The organism is Streptomyces uncialis (assembly GCF_001905345.1).
In the GTDB taxonomy this organism is placed as follows: Bacteria; Actinomycetota; Actinomycetes; order Streptomycetales; family Streptomycetaceae; genus Streptomyces; species Streptomyces uncialis.
Map to the genome: position 1 here is coordinate 502,783 of NZ_LFBV01000005.1, position 26,591 is coordinate 529,373.

Consider the following 26,591-nt stretch of genomic DNA (forward strand, 5'->3'; position numbering starts at 1 on the left):
TGTGCTCTCCCTCACCGGCGGCGGATGGTGGTGTAGTCGACGTAGACGGAGGCGGCGGGGACGACTCCGTCGATCTTGCGGCTCAGCAGCCGGGGCAGCCGGTCCTGGTAGAGGAAGACCCAGGGGGCGTCGGCGCCGATCCCGTCGGCGGCCTGGCGGTAGAGCGACATCCGGCGGTTCTCGTCGGGTTCGCCGCGGGCCCGGTCGAGGAGGGTGTCGACGCGTGCGTCGCGGTACCAGCCGCGGTTGACGCCGTCGGGCGGGTGGAGCGCGCCGCTGAACATCCGTTCCAGGAAGTCGGCGGCGTCGGCGCCGGTGGTCCAGCCGTTGAACGAGCCGTGGGTGCCGTTCTCGTAGCCCTTGCCCTCCACGGCGACCAGGGACGCGAACTCCATGTACTGGACGTCGAGGCGGACGCCGACGGCTTTGAGGTCCTGCTGGATCAGCGACATGATCTCGGTGGCCTGGGAGAAGCCGGGGCCGCTGTCGGGGGCGAGCAGCTTGAGGCGGACGGGGGTGGGCACCCCGCTCTCCCGGATGAGGCGGCGGGCCAGTTCGGGGTCGTGGTCGTAGGCGGTGGCGGCGCCGGCGGAGGGTTCCTGGTAGGCCTCGTTGCCGCGGGGCAGGGGTCCGGTGGAGGGGGCGACCTGGCCGCCGGTGAGGGTGGCGACGGCCTCGCGGTCGACGGCGTGGTTGAGGGCGCGGCGGAAGGTGGTGTTGTCGGTGGGCGCGGTGCGGGTGTTGAGGCGCAGGAAGTACTGGTTGGCGGGTTCGGGGTACTGGACGGTCATGGTGCCGCGTCCGGCGAGCTGCTGGACCTGCTGGGCCCCGGCGCTGAGGATCGCGTCGATCTCGCCGGTCTGGGCGGCGATGGCGAGGGTGGTGGGGTCGGTGACGGACTCCACGATGATGGTGGGGGTCCGGGGTGCGCCGCCCCAGTAGTCGTCGTTGCGCTTGAGGGTGACGCGTTTGCCGTGGTCGGCCTTGTCCTGGGTGAAGGCGCCGGTGCCGACGGGGTGCAGGCCGATGTCGTCGGGCCGGTGGGCGCGCAGCGCCCGGGGGCTGATGATCGACATCCGGCGGTCGGTGAGCATCCGGGGCAGTCCCGCGTAGGGGCGGGTGAGCCGGAGGGCGACGGTGTGGGTGCCGGTGACGTCGACGCGTTCGATCCAGCGGGTCAGGAACTTCATGTTCCCGGCGGCGGTGGGGTCGTGGACCGGGGACTTCTCGTCCATGATCCGGTCGAAGTTGGTGCGGACGGCGGCGGCGTCGAACGGCGTCCCGTCGGTGAAGGTGACGCCTTCGCGCAGTGCCAGGGTGACGGTGAGGGCGTCGGGGGCGACCGTCCAGGACTTCGCGAGCGAGGGCCGCAGGGCGGGCGCGCGGTCGGTCCTGGTGCCGAGTTCCTCGCGGATGAGCGGGTCGAAGAGGGCGTCGGTGACCCGCAGTCCGACGGTTCCCGAGAGGCGGTGCGGGTCGAGGGCGGGTATCTCGCCCTCGGCGCCGATGACGAGGGTGTGCGGGTCGCGTCCGAAGGACGGGTTGGCGCCGCATCCGGTGAGGAGGACCCCGGTGACGGCCGCGGTGGCGACGGCCGCACGCAGGCGTGCTCCTCGCGGGCGTGGTCTTCGCGGGCGGGGCGGCCCGTGGCGGAGCGAAAGCCTCATGGTGTTCGCCTTTGTTCGTCGTGGAGGTCGGTCAGGACCGCGGTGGCCGCGTTGCGGCCCGGGGTCCCGGTGACGTAGCCGCCGGGCCAGGTCCCCGACCCGCTGAGGTAGAAGCCGGTGAGCGGGGTGCGGTAGCCCGCGACGGCGGGGTGCGGCCGAGCGCCGAAGAGATTCACGGGCAGCATGTCGCCGTGGGTGATGTTGCTTCCGGGGAGGCCGAGTTCGTTCTCGATCTCGACGGGGTTCATGAAGCGGTGGGCCACGATCCGGTCGGCGATGCCCGGCATGAGCGCGGCGAGCGTGTCGACGCAGGCGCGGCCGAACTCCTCGGTGCGGGTGGTGTCCCAGGGGCCGTCGTGCGGGGTGTGCGGGGCGTGCCAGGCGTTGACGCTGATGAGGTGGGTGCCCCGGGGGGTGAGTCCGGGTGAGGTGAGGGTCGGGACCAGTCCCCACATCAGGGGGCGGCCCGCGACCCGTCCGGCGAGGGCGGCGGTGACCGACTCCTCGATCCCGTCGAGCGGGGCACCCACCCGGAACTGGCAGGCCCGTACCCGGTCGGGGTCGGTGCCGTCGGGCAGTCCGGCGTACCCGGGCAGCGAGTCGACCTCCAGGACCACCTTGAACGCGGAGCCGCGCATCGGGGTGGCGGTGATCTCGTCGCGGACGGTGGCGCCCATCGCCGTGTCGTCCAGCAGGTCCCGGAAGAGATGGACGGGGTTGACCGCCGAGATCACCCGGGGCGCGGTGAACTCCTCGCCGGACACGGTGACCACGCCCCGCACCCCGTCCGGTCCGTGCAGGACACGGTCCACGGGCGCGCTGGTCCGCAGCTCCACGCCGTGGGCGCGGCAGCTGCTCGCCAGCGCGTCGATGATCGCGCTCATGGAGCCGACGGGCAGTCCGGTCGAGCCGCGCAGCGCGACGCGTTCGGCGTCGGCGGGCCGTCCGGCGCCGGCGGCGGCCAGTGCGAAGGGCCGCATCATCAGGCCGACGGCGGTGCCGGGGGCGGAGGGCGGGACGAGGTGCGCGTTGAGGGCGAGCATCGCGAGCAGGGTCTTGGCCTGGTCGGAGCGCAGATGTCCGTCGAGCAGATCGGTGAGGCTGCCGTCGAAGACCTCGGCGAACAGGGCCTTGTCGGCCGGGTCGGTGAGCCGCTCGCGCAGGACGTCCAGGGTGGGCGGCGCCGCGTCGAGGGACACCCGCAGGCTCGCGCCGAGCCGTTCGAGGCCGCTGATCAGTGCCCGGTAGCGGTCGGCCTCGCCGGGGGCGAACGCGTCGAGCTGGGCGTCGACCCGGGCGGGGTCGCGCCAGCCGAGGAAGCTGCGTCCGCCGAACTGCTGGACGACGGTGGGGTCGGCGCGGACGAAGCGCAGACCGTGCCCGGCGAGCCCGAGTTCGGTGACCACGGCCGGGTTGAGCGAGCCGGGCGAGTTGGTGAAGGACAGCCTGCGGCCGGGCAGGAACTCGTAGCCGCCGCAGGGCCCGCCGAGCTGCGGCCTGGCTTCGAGGACGGCGACCCGCAGTCCCGCGCGGCCCAGATAGGCGGCGGCCACCAGCCCGTTGTGGCCGCCTCCGACGATCACGGCGTCGTACCGGTTCATGACGGTCGGCTCCTTCCCTGGCCTAGGCCGGGGGTCAGTTCGCCGGACCGGCCACGAAGCCGGACTCGAACATGCGCAGCCAGTTGCCGCCGGATATCCGCGCCACCTCGCTGTCGGTGAAGCCGCGGCGCAGGAGTTCCGCCTGGACGTCGGCGTAGCCGCGGCCGGCGGCGAACCAGTCGGGGAACTCGACGGGCCCGGAGATCGGCACCATGGGCTTGCGGCTCCAGCGGCCCTGGCGCCACCAGTGGAGTTCCTCGTCGCCCTGTCCGGCGTAGTAGTCGGAGCCGAGGCCGACATGGTCGACGCCGATGAGTTCGACGGTGTAGGCGACCATGTCGCAGAACTGGGCGACGGTGCAGTCGACGCCGCTCGGGGCGATCCGGGGGTACATGCTGAGGCCGACCACACCGCCGGACTCCGCGGCCTTCTTGAGGACGGTGTCGGACTTGTTGCGGAACGCGAGTTCCACGTCCTCGCCGACGAATCCGCGCGGGTTGGAGTGGGTGACGGCGACGGGCCGCTCGGAGGTCTCCAGGGCTTCCAGGGAGGTGCGCTCGTTGCAGTGGGAGATGTCGATGAGCATGCCGACCCGGTTCATCTCCCGGACCAGGTTGACGCCGTAGGTGCGGGAGAGTCCCGCGTCGTCGCCCTCCCAGCAGCCCGCGCCCGCGGAGTTCTGGGTGTTGTAGGTGAGCTGGGCGATCCGGACGCCCGCCTGGTGGAAGGCGCCGACGAGGTCGAGGTCGTCCTCGAAGGGGCTGCTGTTCTGGAAGCCGAGGACGACGGCGGTGCGGCCCTGCTCACCGGCCGCGCGGATGTCGTCGGCGGAGCGGCCCTCGCACAGCAGGTCGGCGTTCTCCGCGAGCAGCCGCTGCCAGCGGCCGACCTCGCGCATGGTCTCGGTGGAGTCCTCCCAGATCGCGACGGTCGCGTGGACCGCGGTGATCCCCGCGGCGTGCCACTCCTCGAAGCGTTCCCGGGCGGGCTTCACGAACTGCAATGCGTCGACGAGCACGTTCATTTCCTTTGTTCGGCCGGGCGGCGGGTGTTCGGGGGCGGGACCGGGTCAGACGGTCCGGCCGAGGCGGCCGAGCTGGGGGATCTCGTCGCGCAGTCCGAGATGGCGCAGCGCGGCCCACAGCGACGCCTGGTTGCTGGTGACGACGGGACGGCCGGTGTCCATCTCCAGGTACGGCAGCACCTCGAACGTGCGGAACGTGCCGCAGGAGATCAGCAGGGCGTCGGCGTCGGGGGCGGCCTTGTGCAGCCGCCGGCCGAGCCGGTACGCGCTGTCGGCGTCATGGACGCTGGCCTCGTACGGGTCGGTCATCTGGAGTCCCTCGACGGCGGCGACCTCGAAGCCGAGCGCCGTGAGGTAGACCCGCAGCGCCTCGTTGACCTCGTCCGTGTAGATGCTGCCGACGGCGACCGAGGTGGCGCCTACGGCGCGCAGGGCGTCGACCGTGGCCTGCATCATGGTGATCGCGGGGACACCGGTCTCGGCGGTGATCTCGTCGGTGACCTTCTGGTCGGTGCCCACTCCCGGGATGAAGGTGCCGGGGGCGCCGCACTGGACGATCAGGTCGACCTTGGCGGTGGCGAGCTGCCGGGACGCTTCGAGCACCTGGCCCATCATGACCCGCAGCCCCTCGGCGTCGACCCGGGGAACGATGGTGCGGGCGTCCGCGAAGGCGACGCCGGTGGGCGCCACCGAGCGCCATTCCTCGGCTCCCTCGATCGCGGTCGCGGGGCGGATCTGTCCGATTCGTGCACGCCAGCCGAGCAGCATATGGCACTTCTCCTGATTTTCGGGTTATCTACGGAACTGTCGAGTGTTTTCGCGTGGCGACGCGACGTTCGGCGGCGCGGGCGGTTCTCGCGGTCGCCCTGACCCCCCGCGTACCGGGCGGGACCTGCGGCTCCTGGCCGGAACCTTGTGGAGCCCGTGCGGGGCGGATGCCCTCCGGCGCCTTCCGGGATCGGCCGGAAACTGACACCCTCCTCGATCTGGGACAGTGGACCAGATCGCTTGGGACAACGTACCTACGCCGTTCGAGCGAGGTCAATGGGTGTAGTGAGGTCAACCGGGGACGATCATCGGACGAAACCGATGGCCGGATACCGCCCTGCTGGTGGAAGGCGTGCCGGACGGTCCGGGGTACCACCGCGACGGGCGGTCCGGGGCACGACGAAGGACCCCGCCGGTGAGGGGACCTCACGGGCGGGGCGCTGGGACGACGGACACGGGGACGGGCCAGGGGTGTGCTCGGGCGGGACGGCCGGCCCGGCCGGGGGTACCCGGGCCGGGGAGGTCAGCCGGGCGGGGCGCGGCGGTACGGCGCGGGTACGAGGCCCGGACAGCTACCCGGGCCGGACGGTCAGCCCGGCTGGTCGGTAGCGGGGCCGGACGGTCAGCCGGGCCGGACGGTCAGCCCGGCTGGTGCCAGCGCAGCGTGATCTGCGCGGCGGCCGACCGCAGGACGGGGACCAGCTCGGTCATCCGGTCGTCGGTGAGCCGCGCCTCGGGCCCGTAGATGCTCAGCGCGGCGCTGACGGTCCCCTGGGTGCCGATCGGTACGGCGACCCCGCAGCCGCCGTTGATCCACTCGCCCCGGCTGAACGCGTACCCGCGCGCGCGGGTCTCCTCGACGCGACGGGTCAGCGTCGCGGCGTCATCGCCGTCGTCACCGGGGCCGGAGCCGGAGCCGGAACCGGCCGCCGTGTGCTCGCGTACGAGGTGCTCCAGCCGCTCCTTGGGCAGCATCGCCAGCAGCATCCGGCCGGTGGCGCCCGCGAACAGCGAGTACGGCCGGCCCACACCGGTGATCAGACGCAGCGGCTGGGAGCTCTCCACCTCGTGCACCGTGACCCGCCGGTCGTCCACGACGGTGGAGACACAGGCCGTCTCCCCCGTCACGGCCGCGATCCGGGCCGTGACCTCGGCGGCGGCGCCCACGAGATCGCTGTTGGCGGCGTGCTTCCACGCCAGGGTGAGCGCGGCGGGGCCGATCACGTACTTGCGGGTGCTCTCGTCGGCGACCGCGAGGCCCACCCGTTCCAGCGAGGCGAGGATGCGCTGGGTGGAGCTCTTGCTGATCAGCAGATCGCGGCTCAGCTCCCGTACCCCGCGCGGCCGGTCGGCGTCGGCGATGGCCTTGAGCACCAGCAGCGCGTGGTCCACGATCTGTACGGTGCCGCCGCCCCGGGCCCCCCGGTCCGCGTCGTCCGACGGCTCAGGCTCCGGTCCGTTCGCGGTGGCCATCACACCCGGTCCTCTCCCTCGGGAAGCACGAGCCGGACGCGGGCCCCGCCGCAGCGGAGGGTTCCTGGGCGATCCGTGAGGGCTGCGTGATCTATCGGACGGGATTATCACATAGCCACCACCCCCCGTCACCTCGCGGTCCGCCCCGCCCCCGCGCTCCCCGTCGCCCACCCGGGCCGCCCGCGCCGGGGCCCGCGCGCACCCGGACCGGCGCACCCCGCCCGAACCGCCCACGACGGCCCCTCGGCGGACCTGTCGGCGAACTTGCCCGGACCCGTCGGCGGACCCGTCGGCGGGCTCTCGGCGGGCTCTCGGCGGGCCTGTGGACGGTCTGTCGGTGATCTGTAGGCGATCTGTCGGTGCTCCGCCGCCCGGACCGGGCCGGGACCCCGTTCCGTGTCGGCGGACTGTCGGTGGCGGATGGCACGCTCGACGCATGAGCCGATCCGACCGCACCACCCGAAACTCCGCCGGGGGCATCGCCGTATCCGTCCGGGGACTCCACAAGCACTACGGCACGACGAAGGCCCTCGACGGGGTCGACCTCGATGTCGCGGAGGGCACGGTGATGGGGGTCCTCGGTCCCAACGGCGCCGGCAAGACCACCCTCGTACGGTGCCTGTCCACCCTGATCACCCCGGACTCGGGCACCGCGACCGTCGCCGGGTACGACGTGGTCCGCCAGCCGTACGCGCTGCGCCGGGTGATCGGCCTGACCGGCCAGTACGCCTCCGTGGACGAGAAGCTGTCCGGCCGCGAGAACCTGATCCTCATCGGCCGCCTCCTCGACCTGACCCGCAAGGGCGCCCGGACGCGGGCCGATGAACTCCTGGAGCGGTTCTCCCTCACGGAGGCCGCGCTGCGTCCCGCGAAGACGTACTCCGGCGGGATGCGCCGCAGGCTCGACCTCGCCGCGTCCATGATCGGCGACCCGGCCGTCCTCTATCTGGACGAGCCGACGACGGGACTCGACCCCCGTACCCGCAACGAGGTGTGGGACGAGGTCAAGCGGATGGTCGGGGACGGGGTCACCGTCCTGCTCACCACCCAGTACATGGAGGAGGCCGAACAGCTCGCCGGGGAACTCACCGTCATCGACCGGGGCAAGGTCATCGCGGGCGGCAAGGTCCACGACCTGAAGGCCAAGGTCGGCGGCCGGACCCTGCGGGTGCGCCCCACCGACCCACTGGAGCTGTGGCCCACCGCCAGGGCCCTCGACGACTCCGGCCTCACCGGCCTGGGCCTCGCCACCGTCGACGCCGACTCCGGCACCGTCCTCGTCCCGATCCTCAGCGACGAACAGCTCACCGCCGTCGTCACGCTGCTCTCCTCCCGGGGCACCACCCTCGCCTCGATCACCACCGAACTGCCCAGCCTGGACGAGGTGTTCCTGTCCCTCACCGGCCACCGGCCGACCACCGGGCAGGACACCCCCGCCCCCGCCCTGGAGGAGGCCGCCGTATGAGCGCCACGACCCTGAAGCCGCCCACCGACGCACCCGCCGCCCCGGCCGTCCGCAAGGACGAGAGCCGGATCGGTCCGCGGGCCCATGTCCGCCACACCACCGCCCTGGTCCGCCGGAACCTGCTGTGGATCAGACAGGACCCGGAGTCGATGTTCGACGTCGTGCTGATGCCGATCGTCCTGACCCTGCTGTTCGTGTTCGTCTTCGGCGGCGCGATCGCGGGCGACCAGGAGACGTACGTCAACTACGTGGTCCCGGGCCTGATGGCGATGATGGGCATGAACATCGCGATGGGGGTGGGCACCGGATTCAACCAGGACTTCCAGACCGGGGTCATGGACCGGTTCCGCTCCCTGCCGATAGCCCGCTCCTCGGTGCTGATCGCCAAGATCATCGTCGAGATCGGCCGGATGCTCGTCGCGACCTCGATCCTGCTCGCCGTCGGCTTCGCCATCGGACTGTCCGTGGACAGCGTGCCGGGCCTGCTGGCCGCCGTCGGACTGTCCCTGGTGTTCGGCTCCGCCCTGATGTGGATCTTCCTCACCATGGGTGTGATGATGAAGAACGCGCAGGCCATCCAGGGCATGGCCATGCTGGTCCTGATGCCGCTCCAGTTCGGCTCGTCCATCTTCGCGCCGACGGAGTCCATGCCCGGCTGGCTCCAGACGTTCACCGGCTACAACCCGCTGTCGTCCCTCGCGGACGCCGCCCGCAACCTGATCAACGGCGGCCCGCTGGCCCACGACGTCCTGATGGTCCTGCTGTGGTCGGGCGCGATCACCGCGGTCATGGCCCCGGTCGCGATCCACAAGTACCGCACCCGGACCTGACGGAGGAGCTGGTCGGCACAAGGCCGGCCCCCACGCCCCGACGCCCCATCGCCCCGCAAGTCAGCCCTGAGTCCCAGTGGTTGTCGCGCGGGGCGATCGCGTTCCGGGGCCGGACAAGGAGCGCTGCCGCTGCCGCCGGGCCAGGGAAAGCGCGGCCGCGCCCGCCGGGCGGACGTACCGGACGCCAAAGCCCGCCAACCGCTCCGGAACCAAGGGCTTTCGGTCGGACACCCGCCATTCGCAGGGTATCGGGCACCCACCATTCGCACGGTATTCGAAATGTGGCGGGAATGTGCGGTCAGAATGATTGTGGCCCATGCAACGATGAGGGACGAGTGAGCCGCTGGAAACCTGCACCGAATTGCCTTACCGAACGACTCGACCTGCACGACCAGTCAACGAATGAGGTTGAAACGTGAAGGCACCGTCGATCAAATCCGTCTTCGCCACCGGACTGCTGCTCGGCTGCACCGCCATAGCCGTCCCGGCCCAGGCACAGGCCGCCGAGAAGCCCGGCGACCACTGCGTGGCGAATCTCTCCACCGGCAGCAACGAGTGTTTCGGCACCTTCCGTGAGTCGATCGCGTCCGCGACCAACGGACAGGTCACCGACGCACCGCTCACCGCGCGCGCCGCCGTCGCCGACAGGACACTGAAGACGAAGCTGGAAGGCCCCCAGACCGCTGAGGCGAGTCGCGCCGCGGCCTACGTCCTGTCCATCGAGTACCAGCTTTCGGGCTACGGCGGAGACAGCCTGGTCATCACCGCGGGCACGCCCTGTGTGCGGGACGGACAGCGCGACTTCACGGTGAACGACATCCGGGACATCAACCCCTGGTGGAACGACAGGATCTCCTCCTTCGACGGCTACAACACCTGCGATGTGAACCACTACGAGCACCAGGTCGTCAACGGCGGTGACACCACCGGCCCGAGGGCGTCCATGTCGAGCATGGGCGCCATGGACAACAAGACCACGGGGCTCACCTTCGGCTAAGGGCTGTCCCGTAATCCCCGGTGGATCAGCGTGCGGCGTCAGATGCGGTGCATCGCAAGGCGGAGGATCGTCCTCATACTGGGCGTATTCGGGTGATCCGACAACGCAGCGAGGTGCCGTAGCTGTCGTCGCGCGCCCGCCGGGGGTTACGGGACAGCCCTTAGGACCCGTCCCGGCTTCCGGTGTTCTCCGGAACGGTGTGCCGGAGAACACCGACCATCCACCGCCGCCCGAAGCACGGCCGGACTCCTTGCCGCCACCCCGCACAATGAACCCACAATGGGGAGCGGTCAGGAATTCATAGGGCGGGCGGCCGTCGGAGCTGATGGCGGTATCAGGAAGAGCGGTGCCGTCGCGGCGAGAAATCCGCAGCGGAGACAAAGGACCACGAAATTCGGCCGGAACCACTTCACAAGGCCACCCCCGGCACATTTCCATTCCCTCTGCGGCCATCCGCCTCAGACCAAGGCGCTCGCGGTCTCCAGGGTCAATCCGGCGCCCTCCGCGAACGCCGCGTCGAACACCTCCGGGTCCAGCGCCGCGCGGGTCGCCTTCTCGGCCGCGGCCCATGTCTCACGGTCCGCGGCCGTGTCGCAGTGCCGCGCGGGCAGCAGCGCCCGGGACGCGCCCAGCAGCAGCGCCGCGTCCCGGGCGCGCGCGCCGCCGTCGCGTCGGGCGAGCGCGAGGGCGCCCGTCAGCAGATGCTGCGCCCCGAGGTGCGGCGCCATCATCCGGCACATCGGGTCGGCGGCCCCGACCAGCGCGGTCCGCACCTTCGCGAGACCCGCGTCGAACTCCCCGTCGAGGATGTCGAGCCATGCCTCGATCCCGGTGATGAACCCGTCGAAGACGACGAACCCGGCCGCGGTGAACTTCTCCCGCAGCAGCCGCAGATGCTCCCGCGCCTCGGCCCGGCGCCCGGTCCGGCCCAGATACATCGCGAGGAACAGCCGCGAGGTCGGCATCGCGCCGTTGTTGCCCTGCTCCGCGTTGTCGTGGATCACCTGGCGCAGCAGTTCCTCGCCCCGCAGCGCGTCCGCGCCCCCGATCTCCAGCCAGACGCCCGCGAGCCGCGCGCTGAGCACCGAGACCTGCGCGTGCGCGCCGAGGCTCCGCGAGTGCTCGATGGCCGCCCCGAAGTCGGCGGCGGCCCGCGCGTGGTCGCCCCGCCGCTCGTACGCCTCCCCGCGCGCCGACAGCGACTCCGCCGCGCCCCAGGCGTCACCGAGCCGCAGGAAGATCCCGAGGGCCTCGTCGGCGTCCCGGGTGGCGTCGCCGTTCCACTCGGTGCGGTTGGCGAGGATGTTGGCCCGCATCTGGAGGGCCTGGCCCAGCTCCCACGCGTAGCCGAGGTCCCGGCAGGTCTGGACCGTCCCGTCGACGACCTCGTGCAGCTGGTCCAGGTCACCGGTGAGCAGCACCGCGAAGAACCACAGGTATCCGGGGGTACGGCAGGTCTGCGGCAGCCCCGGCCGGTAGGTGGCGGCGACCCTGCGCAGCCGGTCCTGGGCCCCCGAGTTCTGCCAGGCGTCCAGATCCATGTCCATGCAGGCCAGTTGGATGAGGTGGACCCCGCGCCGGGCCTCGGTGAGCACCTCGGGCCGCATCGGCGGCGGGGCGGCGGTGACGGGCTCGTACAGCGGGAGCGCGGGGGTCACCGGCGGGGCGAACGGGTCGGGGCCGAGCGCGCCCGCCTCCCGTGACCAGTTGCGGGCGTCGGTCCGCAGATCACGGATCTGCCAGAACCAGCCCAGGGACAGCACCAGGCACAGCGACTCCTGCTCGTCCCGGGCGGCGACGGCGTGCCGCAGGGCGGTCCGCAGGTTCTCGTACTCGGTGGTGAGCAGCCGGATCGCCGCCGGTTGTCCGCCGCCCCGCAGCAGCGGGTCGGTGGTACGGGCGACCTCGCGGTAGTGGACGAGATGGGCGCGTTCGGTGGGGGCCCGGTCGTCGGCCAGGTCGAGTTGTTCGGCGGCGTACTCCCCGACGGTCTCCAGGAGCCGGTACCGCATGGGTCCGTCGGGTCCGGGCGCGGCGACCACGAGGGACTTGTCGACCAGCGAACCGAGCGCGTCGAGGGCCGCGGGCCCGCACACGTCCTCGGCGGCGGCCAGATCGCAGCCGCCCGCGAAGACGGACAGCCGCCGCAGCACGGTGCGTTCGTCGCCGTCGAGCAGTTCCCATGACCAGTCGACGACCGCGCGCAGCGTCTGCTGCCGGGGCAGCACGGTCCGCGCGCCGCTGGTCAGCAGCCGGAAGCGGTCGTCGAGCCGGTCAGCGATCTGCCGGGGGGTGAGCATCCGCAGCCGGGCGGCGGCGAGTTCGATGGCGAGCGGCAGCCCGTCGAGGCGGCGGCAGATCTCGGCGGCGGCGCCCGGGTCGTCCGCGATCCGGAACCCGGGCCGCGCGGCGGCCCCCCGGTCCGCGAACAGCCGCATCGCGAAGGGTTCCGGCAGGGGCTCCACCGGCCGCAGCGACTCCCCCGGCACCCCGAGCGGTTCCCGGCTGGTGGCCAGGACCGTCAGCCCCGGACAGCGGGCCAGCAGGTACTCGGCGAGGTGGGCGGCGGCGCCGACGACGTGCTCGCAGTTGTCGAGGATCAGCAGCATCCGGCGGGACGCGCAGTGCTCGGCGAGCCGGACCAGCGGCTCGACGGGGTGCCGTTCGGTGACGGCCCGGATCTCCTCGGCACCGGCCCCGCGCAGCACGGTCTGCCGGGCACCGAGCGCGGTGAGCACCGCGTCCGGTACGTCGTCGGGGTCGTCGACGGGCGCGAGTTCGGCTATCCAGACCCCGTCGGGCACATCGCCCGCGACACTCTCCCCGGCCTCCTGCGACAACCGCGTCTTCCCCGCGCCCCCCGGCCCCAGCAGGGTGATGAGCCGCGCCCGGCCGAGATCGTCCCGGATCGCCACGAGGTCGCGTTCCCGCCCGACGAAGGAGGTGAGCCGCGCCCGCAGATTCCCCTGGGCCGGGGGGCCGACGGGGGCGGGCCGCCCGGGTGCGGCGGAGTCGGCGGGGTCCCCGGGTGCGGCGGAGTCGGCGGGTGCGGCGGGTTCGAGGGAGTCGGCGGGCGCGGCGGAGTCCCCGGGCGCGGCGGGTACGGCGGGTACGGCGGGTTGTCCCGGTGCCGTCGGCCGTCCGGCCGCGGCGGGGTCCCGGGGTGCGGTCGGCCCGGCAGGTGCGGTGGGCGGGCCGGTGGGCGAGGGGCCGGTGGGCGCTTGGTCGGCGGAGTCCCGGGGTGCCGTCCGCCCGGCAGGTGCGGTGGGCGGGCCCGCCGGGGCGATGCCGGTGGCGCGGCCGGTGAGTCCGGTGAGGTACGTGCCGGCGCCCCGGCCCGTGGCGATGGTGCGCCTGGGCGCGGTGTCCGGGGACGCGGAATCCGAAGGTATGAGGTCCGGGGGCGCGGCGTCCGGGGCGACGGGGTCCGGCGATTCGGGGCCCGGCGGTATGGGGCCCGGAGGTGTGGGGCCCGGAGGTATGGGGCTGGGGGGCGCGGGCTCCGGGGACGGGGATACGGCGGGTGGTGCGGAGCCCAGGGGTACGGGGGCCGGGGGTACCGGGGCCGGGGGTACGGGGGCCGGGACCGCCGGGGCCCGGGGCGGGGCCGGGGGTGCGGTCCGGGCGCCGGGCGGGCGCAGCAGTGCGTCGTGCAGGGCGCGCAGTTCCGGTCCGGGGTCGGTGCCGAGCCGTTCGGCGAGCGTCTCGCGGACGGTGCCGTACGCGGCGAGGGCCTGGGCCGGGCGGCCGGTGTCGCGCAGGGCGCGGATACGCAGTGCCTGGAGCGGTTCGTCCAGCGGGTGGGCCTCGCACAGGGCGGTCAGCTCCGGCAGGGCGCGGTCCGCGTCCCCGAGGGCGACGACGGCGGTGAGCCGGTCCCGCCGGGCGCTCAGCCGCAGGGCGTCCGTCCGGGCGGTGGCGCCGTTGCGGCCGGGGAGGTCGGCGAGGGCGGGGCCCCGCCACAGGGCCAGGGCGTCGTCCAGGACGGCCGCCGCCTTGGCGGGGTCGCCGTCGGCGAGGGCTCGGGCGCCTTCACCGGTGAGCCGTTCGAAGCGGTGCAGGTCGATGTCGTCGGGCTCGGCGCGCAGCCGGTAGCCGCGCTCCACCGACTCGACGGCGTCCGCGCCGAGGGCCCGCCGCAGCCGTCCCACGAGGGCCTGGAGGGCGGCGGTGGCGTCGGCGGGCGGCTCGTCGCCCCACACCTCGTCCACCAGCGCGGCCACCGGTACGGTACGGCCGGCCCGCAGGGCGAGCACGGTCAGCAGTGCGCGCAGCCGGGCGCCGCCGACGGGCAGCGGGGTTCCGTCGGCGCGCGATGCCTGGGTGGTGCCGAGAATGCGGTAGCGCACGAGGTCCATTGTCTCCGCTTGTCGCGGTGCCTGAGGCACGAGGTGAGGAACGGGGCGGTACCCACCCCACAACACCCCCACCCTCCCCGGAACTCCCGCCCCGCCGCGAGACGTTTTCGTGGTGGGCGGGTACGGTCGGCGGGCCGCTGGTGGCGGGTGGCGCCGCGGGCCGGTGGCCGGGCCGCGGGCCCGCTGTCGTCGTCACCGTACTGTCCCCGTCCCCAGGAGCCATGTGAGATGACCACCGCCAGCATTCCTCGCGGGGACCGCCGGATCAGTCCCGTGTTCCTCGGGATCGTCGCCGTGACCGCGGTCGCCGGATGGGCGACCTGGACGGACTTCGCCGCGCAGCCGGGTCTCGCCGTGTTCCTGTTCGTGACGGGCGCGTGGATCGTCTCGCTGTGTCTGCACGAGTACGCCCACGCGCGGACGGCGCTGCACAGCGGTGACATCTCCGTCGGGGCCAAGGGCTATCTGACGCTGAACCCGCTCAAGTACACGCACGCGCTGCTGAGCATCGTGCTGCCGGTGCTTTTCGTGATCATGGGCGGTATCGGTCTGCCGGGTGGCGCGGTCTTCATCGAGCGGGGCCGCATCCAGGGCCGCTGGAAGCACAGTCTGATCTCGGCGGCGGGCCCGCTGACCAACGTCCTGTTCGCGGTGGTGTGCACGGCCCCGTTCTGGCTGGGCCTGCTGGACGGGGTGCCGCCGGTCTTCCGGTACGCGCTCGGTTTCCTCGCACTGCTCCAGGTCACCGCGGCGATCCTGAACTTCCTGCCGGTGCCGGGCCTCGACGGGTACGGCGTCATCGAGCCGTGGCTGTCGTACAAGGTGCGGCGGCAGGTGGAGCCGTTCGCGCCGTTCGGGCTGCTGTTCGTCTTCGCGGTGCTGTGGATTCCCGAGGTGAACCGCGTCTTCTTCGACATGGTCGACGTGCTGCTGGGCTCACTGGGGGTCGGGGACCTGGAGCGCTACTGCGGGTACGACCTGTTCCGGTTCTGGCGGGAGGCGAACCCGGTCTGCGAGGCCGGGTGAGGCGGCCCGGGCCTGCCGTGAACCCTGGGCACGGGACGGCTGTGCGGCCCGCGCGCGAGCCTGCCGCGACGGTGTTCCCGAACCGGCCGCGAACCGGGGCCGGGCCGGGTGCGGCGCCCGGTGCCCCGGCGTCCCGGACCCGGCGTCCGGTCACGTCACCCCGGTCACGTCGTCCGTGACACGTCCTCCGGAGCGCCGGGAGCGGCGGTCCCGGGTCAGCGGGCCTGGGGCCCCGCCGCGGTGCGGGCCCGGAGCCGGTCGCGCCGGAAGTAGTACCAGGCCATGTTGGACGACAGCCCCGTGAGCAGGACCCAGACGACACCGAGCCAGCTTCCGTTGGCGAACGACACCACCGCGGCGGTGACGGACAGCAGGCACACCACAAGGGCGAAGAGGGCGAGGCGGGACATGGGGTCGGCTCCTGTCGGGGGACACTGCGCGGTCGTCCCAGTGTCCCCCATGGCCGCCGCCGCCCGGCGCCCGCCCGGCCGGTTCCGGGCAGGTCCGTTCCGCGGTCCCCGAAGCCTCTGCTCCAGGGCCCCGGGTGCCCGCCGGACGCGTCGGGCCCGCCCCTGAACGGACTTCTGTGACCTCCGGCGCCGGACGTCGCTGCCGCCGGGCGCCGGACTTCCGTGGCCTGCGGCTCAGACGTCCGTGACCCGCAGGCCCGCGTGGGCCTTGTAGCGGCGGTTGACGGAGATCAGGTTGGCGACGAGCGACTCGACCTGGTGGGCGCCCCGCAGCCGGCCTGCGAACACGCCCCGCATCCCGGGGATGCGGGCGGCGAGCGCCTGCACGGTGTCGGTGTCGGCGCGGGCCTCCCCGAGGACCATCACATCGGTGTCGATCTCCTCGATCGACGCGTCCTGGAGGAGCACGGCCGACAGATGGTGGAAGGCGGCGGTGACGCGGGACTCGGGGAGCAGCGCGGCGGCCTGCTCGGCGGCGCTGCCCTCCTCGGGCTTGAGGGCGTAGGCGCCCTTCTTGTCGAAGCCGAGCGGGTTGACGCAGTCGACCACGATCTTGCCGCGCAGTTCGTCGCGCAGGGACTCCAGGGTCGCCGCGTGGCCGTCCCAGGGGACGGCGATGATCACGATGTCGCTGCGGCGGGCGCACTCGGCGTTGTCGGCGCCCTCGACACCGAGGCCCAGCTCGGCGGCGGCGCTCGCGGCGCGGTCGGCGGCCCGGGAACCGATGATCACCTTCTGGCCCGCGCGGGCCAGCCGGTAGGCGAGGCCACGGCCCTGGTCGCCCGTGCCGCCGAGGACGCCGACGACGAGCCCGGACACGTCGGGCAGCTCCCAGGGGTCCTTGGCGGGGGCCTTCGCGGGCGGCGGACCGGGCTGCGCGTTGTCGGAAGAAGTCATGCCCCGACCTTATGCGCCGGTGATCCACTCGCGCGGCGTGGCATCCCTCACCCCGGGTGGTGGTGGCGTTCGGGCGGGTCCTGTGCGCAGGGCGGGGCGCGTGGGGCGGGCGTCCGGGGCGGTCCCGAACATCCGTGCGCCCCCGGCGAATCGGGGTGAACCTCCGCCGCCGGTACGGCGGATTGGGGCATCATGCGAGGCCATGGACGCCGTACGAGTCGCGATGTTGCGGGACGTGCTCGCCGGGACCGAGTGGCTGGGTGCCACCCGCCGGTTCGCGGGCACCCTGCGGTCCTCCGTGGTGCCGCGCGGGGGCGGGCTCCTCCTGGTGGGGACGGAGGAGTACGAGCCGTGGCATCTGGCGGCGCACCTGGTGGACGAGGCGGCGTGGTCGGGGACCCCGGAGCTGGCCCCGACGCTGGTGCGTCACCGGGTACCGCCCGGGGGCACGGCGGCGCATCTCGCGGTGGGCCTCGCCCGGATCGAGGCGGTGCGGCGGGGTGAGACGCTGCTCGTCGTCGCGCCCGGGGCACCCGGTGAGGGCCTGCTGGAACGGGTGCACGGGGCCCGGCGGGCCGGGGCGACGGTCCTCGCGCTGTCGGCGGGGGACACGGAGCTGACGTCGCTGGCCCATGAGTGGCTGACGGCGCCCACCGATCCGGAGCTGTCGCTCGACACGGTGCAGCATCTGGTGAGCGCGGCGGCCGGGGAGGCGAGTCTGCCCGCCCCGCGCGCACCGCACCGGCTGCGCGACCGGCTGTCCCGGCTCGCCGACCGCCTCACCACCCCGCCGCCCACCCGCTGGTGACGGGCCCCGGCCACCGCGACTGAACGCCTCCGGTCACCGACAGGCCGCCGGGCAGGGCGGTGGGCAGAGCGCCGGGCCGGGCCGGGCCGTGGGCAGTGGGCAGCGCGGGGGCAGCGGGGAAGCCGGTCGGCCACCGCCGCGACCGGGCCCGCCTCCCGGTGACCGGACGGCAGCGGGAAAACCGGTTGGCAGCGGGGTGCGGGCGACTGGAAAATGCCCTTCCGTGACCGCTGACCCCATCGAACGGGGGGAGCCCGCTCCCCCGGCCCGTGCCACCGGAGCGCGCGGTCTGCTGCCCGACCTCTCCCCCTGGCGGTCCTCCCGGGACTTCCGGCTGCTGTGGACCCAGGGCCTGATCACGTACATCGGGGCCGCGATGGCCCTGATCGCGCTGCCGTTGCAGATCAAGGATCTGACGGGGTCGCCGCTCGCGGTGGGTGCGATGGGCGCCGTCGAGCTGGTGCCGCTGATCGTCTTCGGGCTGTACGGCGGGGCGCTCGCCGACGCCGTGGACCGCCGCAAGGTGATCATCGCGACGGAGGCGGGCCTCGGGGTGCTCGCGGCGGTGCTGCTGGTCAACGCGCTGCTGCCGGAACCGCTGTTGTGGCCGCTGTACCTGGTGGCGGCGGGGGTCGCCGCGCTCACCGGACTCCAGCGCCCGGCCCTCGACTCGCTGATGGCCCGGATCGTCCCGCACGACCAACTGCCCGCGGCGGCGGCGCTGAACGCGCTGCGCTGGCAGGCCGGCGAGATCGCGGGCCCGTCGCTGGCGGGGGTCGTGGTGGCGTTCGCGGGCAGCGCGCCCGCGTACGGGATCACGGTGGTGACGTTCGCGGTGTCCGTGCTGATGTGCCGGGGACTCGGAGCGGCGCCGCCGTCCGAGGGCGCGCCCAAACCGTCGCTGCGGGGACTCGCGGAGGGCGCGCGGTACGCCTGGTCGCGTCCGGTGCTGCTCGGGACGTACGCGATCGACCTGGCGGCGATGTTCTTCGCGTTCCCGCACGCGATCTTCCCGTTCCTCGCGGACGAGCTGGACGCGGAGTGGTCGCTCGGGCTGATGTACGCGGCGGGCGCCGTCGGTTCGCTGCTGATCGGCCTGACCAGCGGCTGGCTGTCGCGGACCCGGCGCCATGGACTGCTGGTGGTCGCGGGCGCCTCCGTGTGGGGGCTGGCGATCGCGGCGGCGGGCTGGTTCGACTCGGTGTGGCCCGTGCTGGCGTGTCTGGCGGTCGCCGGGGCGGGCGACATGATCAGCGGACTGGGCCGGAGCACCATCTGGAACCAGACGATCCCGGAGGGGCTGCGGGGGCGGCTCGCGGGTATAGAGGTGCTCTCCTACAGCGTGGGTCCGCAGCTCGGCCAGGTCCGGGCGGGCGCGATGGCGAGCTGGACCGGCACCCGGGCCGCGTTCTGGTCCGGCGGGCTCGCCTGTGTGGCCTCGGTGGCGCTGCTGGCGGCGGTCCTGCCGAAACTGATCGCCTACGACGCGGAGACCGACCCCGACGCGCGGCGCCGCCGGGCGGAGAAGGAGTCCTCCGCGGAATCCCCCGAAGCGGCTCCCGAGGCGTCCCCCCGGGAGTTCCCCGAGGGCTCACCGGCGGCCGGGACCTGACCCGCTGTTGCGACGGCCCCCACCGTTCCCGACAGGTCCCCGCCGTTCCCGACCGGCCTTCCACCGTCCCGGACGGACCCCCGCCCCCGCCCCGTTCCCGCCCGGCGGCCCGGGGTCAGCGGTCGTCGTCCTCGCCGCGCGCCGCCGCGTCGTGCCAGCGGGGGTCGTTCTCCCACTCCTGGTTGCGCTCCTGGGCGGTGTCCATCGCGTGCTGGGCCTCCTCACGGCTCGCGTACGGCCCGAAGCGGTCCTTGGCCGGGCACTCCGGGCCCTCCTCGACCTTCTGATGGACGAGGCAGTAGTACCACTCCCCCGGCTTGCCGGCCGCCCGCTTCTTGAACAGCGCCATGTCGAATCCTTTGCGTCCTGTGCGTCCTGGGTGCCCCCGCGCGTCGCCTCGGGTCCGCGGCGGCGGGCGGGTGGCGTCCGGCTCCCCGGTCCCGGGAAGCCCACAGCGGCCATGTTGCCCCATCCGGGCTGGCTACACTCGTTGACATGTCTGCCCAGTCGCTGCTCGTCCCCGGGGAACTCTCCGCCCCCCGCGCCGTCCCGGGACACATCACCCGCCCCGAGTACGTGGGCAAGGCCGCCCCCACCCCGTACACGGGTCCCGAGGTCCAGGACGCCGACACCGTCGAGCGGATGCGGATCGCGGGCGGTATCGCCGCGCGGGCGATGGCGGAGGCCGCGAGCGTCATCGCGCCGGGAGTGACCACCGACGCGCTGGACAAGGTCGCCCATGAGTACATGTGCGACCACGGCGCCTACCCCTCGACGCTCGGGTACCGGAGCTTCCCGAAGTCGCTGTGCACCTCCGTCAACGAGGTGATCTGCCACGGCATCCCCGATTCGACGGTGCTGCGCGACGGCGACATCGTCAACCTCGACGTCACCGCCTACATCGGCGGGGTGCACGGCGACAACAACGCCACGTATCTCGTCGGCGACGTGGACGAGGAGTCGCGGCTGCTGGTGGAGCGGACCCGGGAGTCGCTGAACCGGGCGATCAAGGCGGTCCGGCCGGGACGGCAGATCAATGTGATCGGCCGGGTCATCGAGTCGTACGCCAAGCGGTTCGGGTACGGAGTGGTACGGGACTTCACGGGGCACGGCATCAACTCGTCGTTCCACTCCGGGCTGATCGTCCCGCACTACGACAGCCCGCACGCCACGACCGTCATCCAGCCGGGCATGACGTTCACCATCGAGCCGATGCTGACGCTCGGCACCCATGAGTACGACATGTGGGACGACGGCTGGACGGTCGTGACGAAGGACCGCAAACGGACCGCCCAGTTCGAGCACACGCTCGTCGTCACCGACACGGGTACGGAGATCCTCACCCTCCCGTAGCCGACCCCGGCCCCGGTCCGGCCCGGCCGTACGCACGGGCCACCCACCGCGCACGCCCAGCGCGGCCACGCATGGCCGCACACGCACCGATGAGCCCGCCCCCGAGCCGGGGGCGGGTTTTCTCATGCCGTTCTCAGGACAACCCGAGCCTGAAAGCCCTAGAGTCCTAAAGTGCTAGCCACCTAGATGAATAGGGAAACGCATGATCGAGTTCCATCTGGACGCACGGTCGGGAGTGGCCCCCTACCGCCAGCTCGTCCAGCAGGTGCACCGCGCGCTGCGCCTCGGGGTACTGGCCGAGGGCGACCGGCTGCCGACCGTCAAGGACGTGGCCGCGCAGGTCGCGGTCAACCCGAACACCGTGCTCAAGGCGTACCGCGAGCTGGAGTACGAGGGTCTGGTGGCGCCCAGGCCGGGCGTCGGCACCTTCGTGACCCGCACGCTCGACGACACCGCGCACCCCGAGTACGAGGCGCTGCGCCGCGAACTGGACGACTGGCTGGTGCGCGCCCGGACCGCCGGACTGGCCGACGAGAGCGTGGAGGCGCTGGTCCTGACCGCGCTGCGGGCCAGGGCGGCCGGTCAGCCGGGCACTCCGGACGGGGCGGTGCGATGACGGCGGTCCTCGAAGCCCGCGGGCTGACCAAGCGCTACGGACGGCGGACGGCGCTGCGCGAGTGCACGCTGAGCGTCCCCGAGGGCCGGGTGGTCGGCCTGGTCGGCCCCAACGGCGCCGGGAAGTCGACCCTGTTACAGCTGGCGTGCGGGCTGCTCACCCCGACCTCGGGCACCCTGTCGGTGCTCGGCGGACGCCCCGGGTCCGGCCCGGCACAGCTCGCCCGGGTGGGCTTCGTCGCCCAGGACAGCCCGGTGTACAAGGGGCTGACGGTCGCCGAGCACCTGCGGCTCGGCGCCAAGCTGAACGCGGGCTGGGACGCCGCGCTGGCGCGGGCCCGGATCGACGCCACGGGTCTCGACCCGGCGCAGCGCGCGGGGCGGCTGTCCGGCGGCCAGCGGGCCCAGCTGGCGCTCGCCCTGGCCCTCGCCAAACGCCCCGAGCTGCTGATCCTGGACGAACCGGTGGCCGCGCTGGACCCGCTGGCGCGGCGGGAGTTCCACCAGGCGCTGATGGCGTACGTGGCCGAGCACGGGATCTCGGTGCTGCTCTCCTCGCATCTGGTGTCCGACCTGGAGCGCACCTGCGACCATCTGATCACCCTGGTGGGCTCGCGGGTACGGCTCGCCGGGGACGTGGACGAGCTGCTCGCCACCCACTTCCGGCTGACCACCGCGCGCCGGGACCCCGGTTCGCTGCCCGGGGAGCTGACGGTCGTCCAGGCGCAGCACACCGAGCGGCAGAGCACCTTCGTCGTCCGGTCGATGATCGAGCTGCGTGATCCGGCCTGGCGGATGGAGCCGATAGGGCTGGAGGACCTGGTCCTCGTCCATATGGCGGCGCGGGACACCGCGGCCCCGGCGGCGTCCCGGCAGGAGGCCCGCTCATGATCTGGCTCACCTGGCGGCAGTTCCGTGTCCCGTTGCTGGTGACCCTGGCGCTGCTCGGCGTCGTGGCGGCGTTCCTGCTGATCACGGGGATCGGGATGCGGGACGGTCTGGACGAGATCCGGGCGGGGTGCGCGGGCGGCTGCGGCGACTCGCTGAACGAGTTCGTGCGGCAGCAGCAGACCATGGTCTCCGCGGTGGGGGCGGCGCTGATCGCCGTGCCGGGGCTGCTGGGGATGGCGTGGGGCGCCCCGCTGGTGGCCCGTGAGCTGGAGAGCGGCACGCACCGGATGATCTGGAACCAGGGAGTCACCCGGACCCGCTGGCTGATGGTCCGGATGCTGGCGGTCGGCGGCTTCGCGGTGCTCACCACGGGGCTGCTGGGTCTGATGGTGACCTGGTGGGCCCGTCCGATCGACGCGATCACGCAGGAGCGGTTCACCCCGCTGGTCTTCGAGGTCCGCGGGGTCGTGCCCTTCGGGTACGCGGCCTTCGCGTTCGCCGTGGGGGTGTGCGCCGGGCTGCTGGTCCGCCGGACCCTGCCCGCGATGGCGGTGACGCTGGCGGTGGTCGCCGCCGCGCAGATCCTCGTCCCGCTGGCGGTGCGCCCGCATCTGATGCCGCCGGAGACCAGGACGCTGCGGGTGGCCGGTCCGGCGGGGCTGGAGAAGGGGATCACGGGGATGGGGCTCCAGTCGCGCGGCTCCGGCGACAACGCCCGGATGGACGTGATCGTGGAGATGGCCGGGGCGTGGGTGACGTCCGGCCGATCCCCGGCACTGACCCCGGACGGGGTGCCCGCGACCGGGGCGGAGGTCTGCGCGGACAGCGGCCCCGCGTCCCAGGGGAAGTGCCTTGAGCAGGCCGGCCTGCGGGTGGAGGTGGAGTACCAGCCGGGCGACCGGTACTGGACGTTCCAGCTGCTGGAGGCGGCGCTGTACCTCGCCCTCGCGGGGTTGCCGGCGGGGGCGGGCTTCTGGTGGCTGCGCCGACGACTGTCCTGACGGCCGCCCTGGACCTGCGGACGCGGCTGTCCTGACGGCCGCCCTGGGCCAGCGGACGCGGTGGAGGGTACGGCTGCCGCAGGGCCGGAAGCCGCCTCGGAACCGGGTCTGCGGCTGCCGAACCCGGGTCGCGGCGGGGCGGGAGACGTACGGGAGCGGGCCGGATTCCCCGGATCGGGGCACACCGGTCCGCTCTCCGGGTATATTTTTCCCGACAGCCTGTCGGAAAGCTGTTGACTTAGGTAAGCCTAACCATAGATGATCGGTGCAGCCCCGCCCCCCTTCGGCACCCGGAGGTCCCATGGACACGCCGCCGTTCTCCACCCTCATCCGCACCGCGTCGCAGGACGCGCACACCGAAGCGGAGAGCTCGTCGTTCATGAGCGACATGCTCGGCGGAAAGCTCGGGGTGGACGCCTACGCGCGCTACACCGAGCAGCTCTGGTTCGTCTATCGCGCGCTGGAGGCCGGTGCGGAGTCCCTGCGCGACCACCCGGTCGCCGGTCCCTTCATCCAGCCCGAGCTGATGCGCAGCACGGCCCTGGAGCGTGACCTCGCCCATCTGCGCGGTCCGTCCTGGCAGGAGGGCCTGGTCGCGCTGCCCGCGACCCGCGCCTACGCGGAGCGCGTCGAGGAGTGTGTGCGCGAGTGGCCCGCGGGCTATGTCGCCCACCACTACACGCGTTACCTCGGTGATCTGTCGGGCGGCCAGATCATCCGTGACCGGGCCGAGAAGACCTGGGGCTTCGCCCGCAAGGGCGACGGCGTGCGGTTCTATGTCTTCGACGAGATCACCAACCCGGCCGCGTTCAAGCGCGGTTACCGCGAACTCCTCGACGGTGTCGCCGCCGACGACCTGGAGAAGCAGCGGATCGTGGCCGAGTGCAAGCGGGCGTTCGCGCTGAACACCGCCGTGTTCCACGCGCTGGGCGAGGAGTTCCCCCTCAGCGCCTGATCGGACCGGCACCCCTGCACCACCCAGTACCCGACCGGACCAGTGCCTGATCGGACCGGGTGCCCGATCCGCCCAGCCGTTGACCGGCCCGGCGCCTGGACCGCCCAGCGGTCGACCCGCCCGGCCGCCGGTCCGACGTCCGCCCGCCGCCGACCCGGCCCCGGAGTTCCGGGGGCGGGTCGGCGGCGGGCGTCACCCGTACGTCAGCGGGGCAGCGGCAGCCCCGAATGCGTCAGCCGGACCCGCCCGCCGACCTCCACCCAGCCGTACGGCTGCGGCGCGGTCAGGATCTGGGAGCCCAGCCCCTGGCGGATGTTGAGCGCGCGGCCGAGTTCCGCGGTGAGCAGCAGCGCCGCCGCGCCGGTCGCCTCGTCCTCGCGGACCCCGTCGTCCCGGCCGGGGAACGCCCGCGCCCGGATCCGCCCCGCGGCCTCTTCCTCCCAGGCCCAGGCGTAGATCCACTCACCGGGCGGCGGGACCTCCAGGGCGTCCACCTCGGCCGCCGAGGCGTACTGCCTCAGCGTGCGTTCCGGCGCCCACTCGGGCAGCGCCTCGATCCACGAGAACTCCCCGTCCTGACGCGCCCCCACGACGCCCGCCGGGGTGACGAGTTCGGGCACGTCCAGCAGCCACGCGGCGCCCACGCACGGGTGTCCCGCGAACGGCAGCCGCAGGCTCGGGGTGTGGATGTCGATCTGGCCGCGTTCGGGATCGTCCACGAACACGGTTTCGCTGAACCCGAGTTTCCCGGCGATACGCCTGCGGGACGCCTCCTGCGGCACCGGTGCGCCGTCCCGGACGACGCCCAGCTCATTGCCGCGGCCACCGTCCGGTCCGCAGAAGACTCGTAGTACGTCGAGTTGGGTCACCGCAGCATTGTGCCCGCCCACCCCCGCACCCGAACAGCCACGTCCACGGGCGGGCCCCGCGGGGCGCGGCGAACCGCGCACCCGTGGGGCCCGCCCGGGGGACAACCATGACCGCGGGTGAGAACCCGGGGGCGCGGGGAACTCCGCGCGCGGCGCGGGTCCCGACGCCCCGTCAGGCTCACTGCGCCGTCGTACGCCTCCGCACGCCGATCACCACGGCCGCACCGGCCGCCACGACGGCTCCGGCCCCGGCGAGCAGCGAACCCGTCGGGAGCTCCGCACCGGTGGCCGCGAGCGACCCTCCGGCCGAGCCACCGGCGGAGCCCCCGCCGACGGAACCGCCCGCGGAACCCCCGCCGACCGAGCCGCCGCCGACGGACCCGCCCGCCGAGCCACCGGCGCCGCCGCCGGCGGACCCGCTGCCCTCGCTCCCGCCGGAGGACGAGCCGCCGGAGCCGCTGGGCAGCTCCACGTCGTCGGACAGCGCGAGCGCGACGGTGACCGGGTCGATCTCCATCCCCGGCTGGTAGATCGATCCCACCGTGTCGTTGGCGAACTGCTTCGCCCCGTCCGCGGTGAACTTGGCCGGTACCTTGTCGAGCAGCAGGACGTCGTTCGTCGGGCGGTACGACACCCCGGACAGGTCCAGCGTGGCGAACTCCACGTCGTCGCTGGTCCGCTGCGGGGTGATCACATCGACGACGAGCGTGCCCTTGGAGCCGTTCGCCTTGATCTTGACGTCGGTGAACGCCATGTCGATCGTGTGGCTCAGGAAGAGGAACTGCACCGTGCCGTTGAAGGACGCGTCCAGCGTCTTCGCCTCGGGGTCGAGTTCGGCCGAGGCGAACGGGAAGTCGAAGCCGTTGCCGTTGTCGGTGGCGGTCTCGGACAGATTGATGGAGCCGCCGCTCTTGATGTAGGAGCGGAAGGACTCCTTGAGGCCCCACGACAGCTTGCCGTCGACGACCTCGCCGACCGGCCCTTCCTCGCCGGGCGTGGAGGGCTCACCGGGCTCACCGGGCTCACCAGGGCCGCCCGTCGGCTCATCGGTCGGCTCATCGGTCGGGTCGTCGGTCGGCTCGGGCGAGGGACCCGTCGGCGTACCGGTCGGGCCCCCTGTGGGAGTACCGGTCGGCGTGCCCGTGGGAGTGCCGGTCGGCGTACCCGTCGGCGTGCCCGTGGGGGTGCCCGTGGGGGTGCCGGTCGGTGTACCCGTCGGGGTGCCGGTGGGGGTGCCGGAGGACTCGGAGGTGACGGTGAGGGTGGCGGGGTCGAGTACGGCACCCGCCTGGTAGAAGTTCTGGAACGCCTTGGCGCCGCCGGACGTCAGCTTGGCGGGGATGTCCTTGAAGACCATCGCGCCACCCGGACCCGAGCCGGGCCGGACGCCCGTGAGGCTCAGATCGGCGAGGACCACGTCCTGGTCGGTGGTGGTCCTGCCGTCCTTCTTCGTCGTCACGTCCGCGCTGATCGTGCCGTCGGTCCGGGTCGTCCTCACCTTGACGTCGGACAGCTTGATGTCGAGGACCCCGGCATGGCCCTCGAAGTGGACGGACCCCTTGAACGCGGTGTTCGTCGCGTGGTTGCCCATGTCGTAGGTGCCCGTGCCGTCCGTGAAGGTGAACGGGCCGTTCCCGGCGGCCTGCCGGGCGCCTTCGGCGGCGGTGATCTTGCCCTTGCCGATCGGCCCGACCAGGTACTTGCGGAACGTCTCCTTGAAGCCCCAGTCCAGAGTGCCCTCCTTGAGCCCGATCGGCGGCCCGGCGGGGGCGGACGGGGCGGCGGGGGCGGCGACGGCGGGCAGGGCCAGCGCGGTGGCCCCGAGGGTCACCGCTGTCGCGGCGCAGACCGCGAGTGATGTCGGGCGGCGGCGGGGAGCTGCCATGATCCGTTCTCCTAGGTGAGGGCCGG

The 26,591-nt window shown here is 73.1% G+C and carries 22 protein-coding genes; 11 read left to right on the forward strand and 11 right to left on the reverse strand.

Annotated features, from left to right (window positions below):
• Positions 1-11: 11 nt before the first annotated feature.
• The 5 genes from AB852_RS22430 to AB852_RS22450 all read right to left on the reverse strand — a co-directional run bounded on the left by AB852_RS22430 (position 12) and on the right by AB852_RS22450 (position 6,533).
• Complete coding sequence (locus tag AB852_RS22430) at positions 12-1,667, reverse strand: ABC transporter substrate-binding protein (protein ID WP_073791491.1); 1,656 nt, start codon at positions 1,665-1,667, stop codon at positions 12-14.
• On the reverse strand, positions 1,664-3,268 hold the full coding sequence (locus AB852_RS22435; RefSeq protein ID WP_073791494.1) for a phytoene desaturase family protein: 1,605 nt from the start codon (positions 3,266-3,268) through the stop codon (positions 1,664-1,666). Before AB852_RS22435 ends, AB852_RS22430 begins: the two co-directional genes overlap by 4 nt.
• A gap of 34 nt (positions 3,269-3,302) precedes the next feature.
• The gene (locus tag AB852_RS22440) at positions 3,303-4,286 is read right to left on the reverse strand and encodes a membrane dipeptidase (RefSeq protein ID WP_073791738.1); all 984 of its coding nucleotides are present in this window, start codon (positions 4,284-4,286) and stop codon (positions 3,303-3,305) included.
• Positions 4,287-4,337: 51 nt separating this feature from the next.
• Positions 4,338-5,060, reverse strand: coding sequence for a maleate cis-trans isomerase family protein (locus AB852_RS22445; protein ID WP_073791496.1), 723 nt, complete (start codon positions 5,058-5,060; stop codon positions 4,338-4,340).
• 639 nt (positions 5,061-5,699) lie between these two features.
• Complete coding sequence (locus AB852_RS22450; protein WP_073791498.1) at positions 5,700-6,533, reverse strand: IclR family transcriptional regulator; 834 nt, start codon at positions 6,531-6,533, stop codon at positions 5,700-5,702.
• Positions 6,534-6,969: 436 nt separating this feature from the next.
• Here AB852_RS22450 and AB852_RS22455 point away from each other — a divergent pair, with 436 nt between their 5' ends.
• From AB852_RS22455 to AB852_RS22465, 3 genes are all read left to right on the forward strand, one after another.
• On the forward strand, positions 6,970-7,998 hold the full coding sequence (locus tag AB852_RS22455; RefSeq protein ID WP_073791501.1) for an ATP-binding cassette domain-containing protein: 1,029 nt from the start codon (positions 6,970-6,972) through the stop codon (positions 7,996-7,998).
• Positions 7,995-8,828: an ABC transporter permease gene (locus AB852_RS22460; protein WP_073791504.1), complete on the forward strand. Its 834-nt coding sequence runs from the start codon at positions 7,995-7,997 to the stop codon at positions 8,826-8,828. The genes AB852_RS22455 and AB852_RS22460 overlap by 4 nt, the downstream gene beginning before the upstream one ends.
• A 415-nt stretch (positions 8,829-9,243) precedes the next feature.
• Positions 9,244-9,825: a hypothetical protein gene (locus AB852_RS22465; protein WP_073791506.1), complete on the forward strand. Its 582-nt coding sequence runs from the start codon at positions 9,244-9,246 to the stop codon at positions 9,823-9,825.
• Between the two features lie 458 nt (positions 9,826-10,283).
• On the opposite strand, the gene AB852_RS22470 is transcribed toward AB852_RS22465, so the two are convergent.
• On the reverse strand, positions 10,284-14,183 hold the full coding sequence (locus AB852_RS22470) for an AfsR/SARP family transcriptional regulator (RefSeq protein WP_079184840.1): 3,900 nt from the start codon (positions 14,181-14,183) through the stop codon (positions 10,284-10,286).
• 228 nt (positions 14,184-14,411) lie between these two features.
• Here AB852_RS22470 and AB852_RS22475 point away from each other — a divergent pair, with 228 nt between their 5' ends.
• Entirely contained in the window at positions 14,412-15,209 is a 798-nt protein-coding gene (locus tag AB852_RS22475; protein WP_073791509.1) for a site-2 protease family protein, read from the forward strand.
• Positions 15,210-15,424: 215 nt separating this feature from the next.
• Here the strand turns inward: AB852_RS22475 and AB852_RS22480 are convergent, their stop codons facing one another.
• Together AB852_RS22480 and npdG are read right to left on the reverse strand one after the other, a co-directional pair.
• Positions 15,425-15,619 carry a hypothetical protein gene (locus AB852_RS22480; protein ID WP_399502481.1) on the reverse strand — a complete coding sequence of 65 codons (195 nt, stop codon included), beginning with the start codon at positions 15,617-15,619 and terminating at the stop codon, positions 15,425-15,427.
• Positions 15,620-15,853: 234 nt separating this feature from the next.
• Positions 15,854-16,576 carry an NADPH-dependent F420 reductase gene (npdG, locus tag AB852_RS22485; protein WP_073791515.1) on the reverse strand — a complete coding sequence of 241 codons (723 nt, stop codon included), beginning with the start codon at positions 16,574-16,576 and terminating at the stop codon, positions 15,854-15,856.
• A gap of 202 nt (positions 16,577-16,778) precedes the next feature.
• Here npdG and AB852_RS22490 point away from each other — a divergent pair, with 202 nt between their 5' ends.
• Both AB852_RS22490 and AB852_RS22495 read left to right on the forward strand, forming a co-directional pair.
• The gene (locus AB852_RS22490) at positions 16,779-17,384 is read left to right on the forward strand and encodes a hypothetical protein (RefSeq protein ID WP_073791516.1); all 606 of its coding nucleotides are present in this window, start codon (positions 16,779-16,781) and stop codon (positions 17,382-17,384) included.
• Between the two features lie 238 nt (positions 17,385-17,622).
• Positions 17,623-18,996 (forward strand): MFS transporter, encoded by a 1,374-nt coding sequence (locus AB852_RS22495; protein WP_073791743.1) that lies wholly within the window; start codon positions 17,623-17,625, stop codon positions 18,994-18,996.
• A gap of 115 nt (positions 18,997-19,111) precedes the next feature.
• Here AB852_RS22495 and AB852_RS22500 read toward each other — a convergent pair whose 3' ends face one another.
• Positions 19,112-19,345: a hypothetical protein gene (locus tag AB852_RS22500; RefSeq protein ID WP_073791519.1), complete on the reverse strand. Its 234-nt coding sequence runs from the start codon at positions 19,343-19,345 to the stop codon at positions 19,112-19,114.
• Positions 19,346-19,491: 146 nt separating this feature from the next.
• On the opposite strand from AB852_RS22500, the gene map reads away from it, so the two are divergent.
• From map to AB852_RS22525, 5 genes are all read left to right on the forward strand, one after another.
• Positions 19,492-20,349, forward strand: a complete 858-nt coding sequence (gene map, locus AB852_RS22505; RefSeq protein ID WP_073791522.1) for a type I methionyl aminopeptidase — start codon at positions 19,492-19,494, stop codon at positions 20,347-20,349.
• Positions 20,350-20,551: 202 nt separating this feature from the next.
• A complete protein-coding gene (locus AB852_RS22510) occupies positions 20,552-20,965 on the forward strand; it encodes a GntR family transcriptional regulator (protein WP_073791524.1) in 414 nt (137 codons plus the stop codon).
• On the forward strand, positions 20,962-21,855 hold the full coding sequence (locus tag AB852_RS22515) for an ABC transporter ATP-binding protein (protein ID WP_073791527.1): 894 nt from the start codon (positions 20,962-20,964) through the stop codon (positions 21,853-21,855). The genes AB852_RS22510 and AB852_RS22515 overlap by 4 nt, the downstream gene beginning before the upstream one ends.
• Positions 21,852-22,856, forward strand: a complete 1,005-nt coding sequence (locus tag AB852_RS22520) for an ABC transporter permease subunit (protein ID WP_073791530.1) — start codon at positions 21,852-21,854, stop codon at positions 22,854-22,856. The genes AB852_RS22515 and AB852_RS22520 overlap by 4 nt, the downstream gene beginning before the upstream one ends.
• Positions 22,857-23,157: 301 nt before the next feature.
• Positions 23,158-23,811: a biliverdin-producing heme oxygenase gene (locus tag AB852_RS22525; RefSeq protein ID WP_073791533.1), complete on the forward strand. Its 654-nt coding sequence runs from the start codon at positions 23,158-23,160 to the stop codon at positions 23,809-23,811.
• 203 nt (positions 23,812-24,014) lie between these two features.
• Here AB852_RS22525 and AB852_RS22530 read toward each other — a convergent pair whose 3' ends face one another.
• Both AB852_RS22530 and AB852_RS22535 read right to left on the reverse strand, forming a co-directional pair.
• Positions 24,015-24,680 carry a PhzF family phenazine biosynthesis protein gene (locus AB852_RS22530; RefSeq protein WP_073791536.1) on the reverse strand — a complete coding sequence of 222 codons (666 nt, stop codon included), beginning with the start codon at positions 24,678-24,680 and terminating at the stop codon, positions 24,015-24,017.
• Between the two features lie 178 nt (positions 24,681-24,858).
• Positions 24,859-26,565, reverse strand: a complete 1,707-nt coding sequence (locus AB852_RS22535; protein ID WP_073791539.1) for an HtaA domain-containing protein — start codon at positions 26,563-26,565, stop codon at positions 24,859-24,861.
• Positions 26,566-26,591 lie beyond the last annotated feature (26 nt).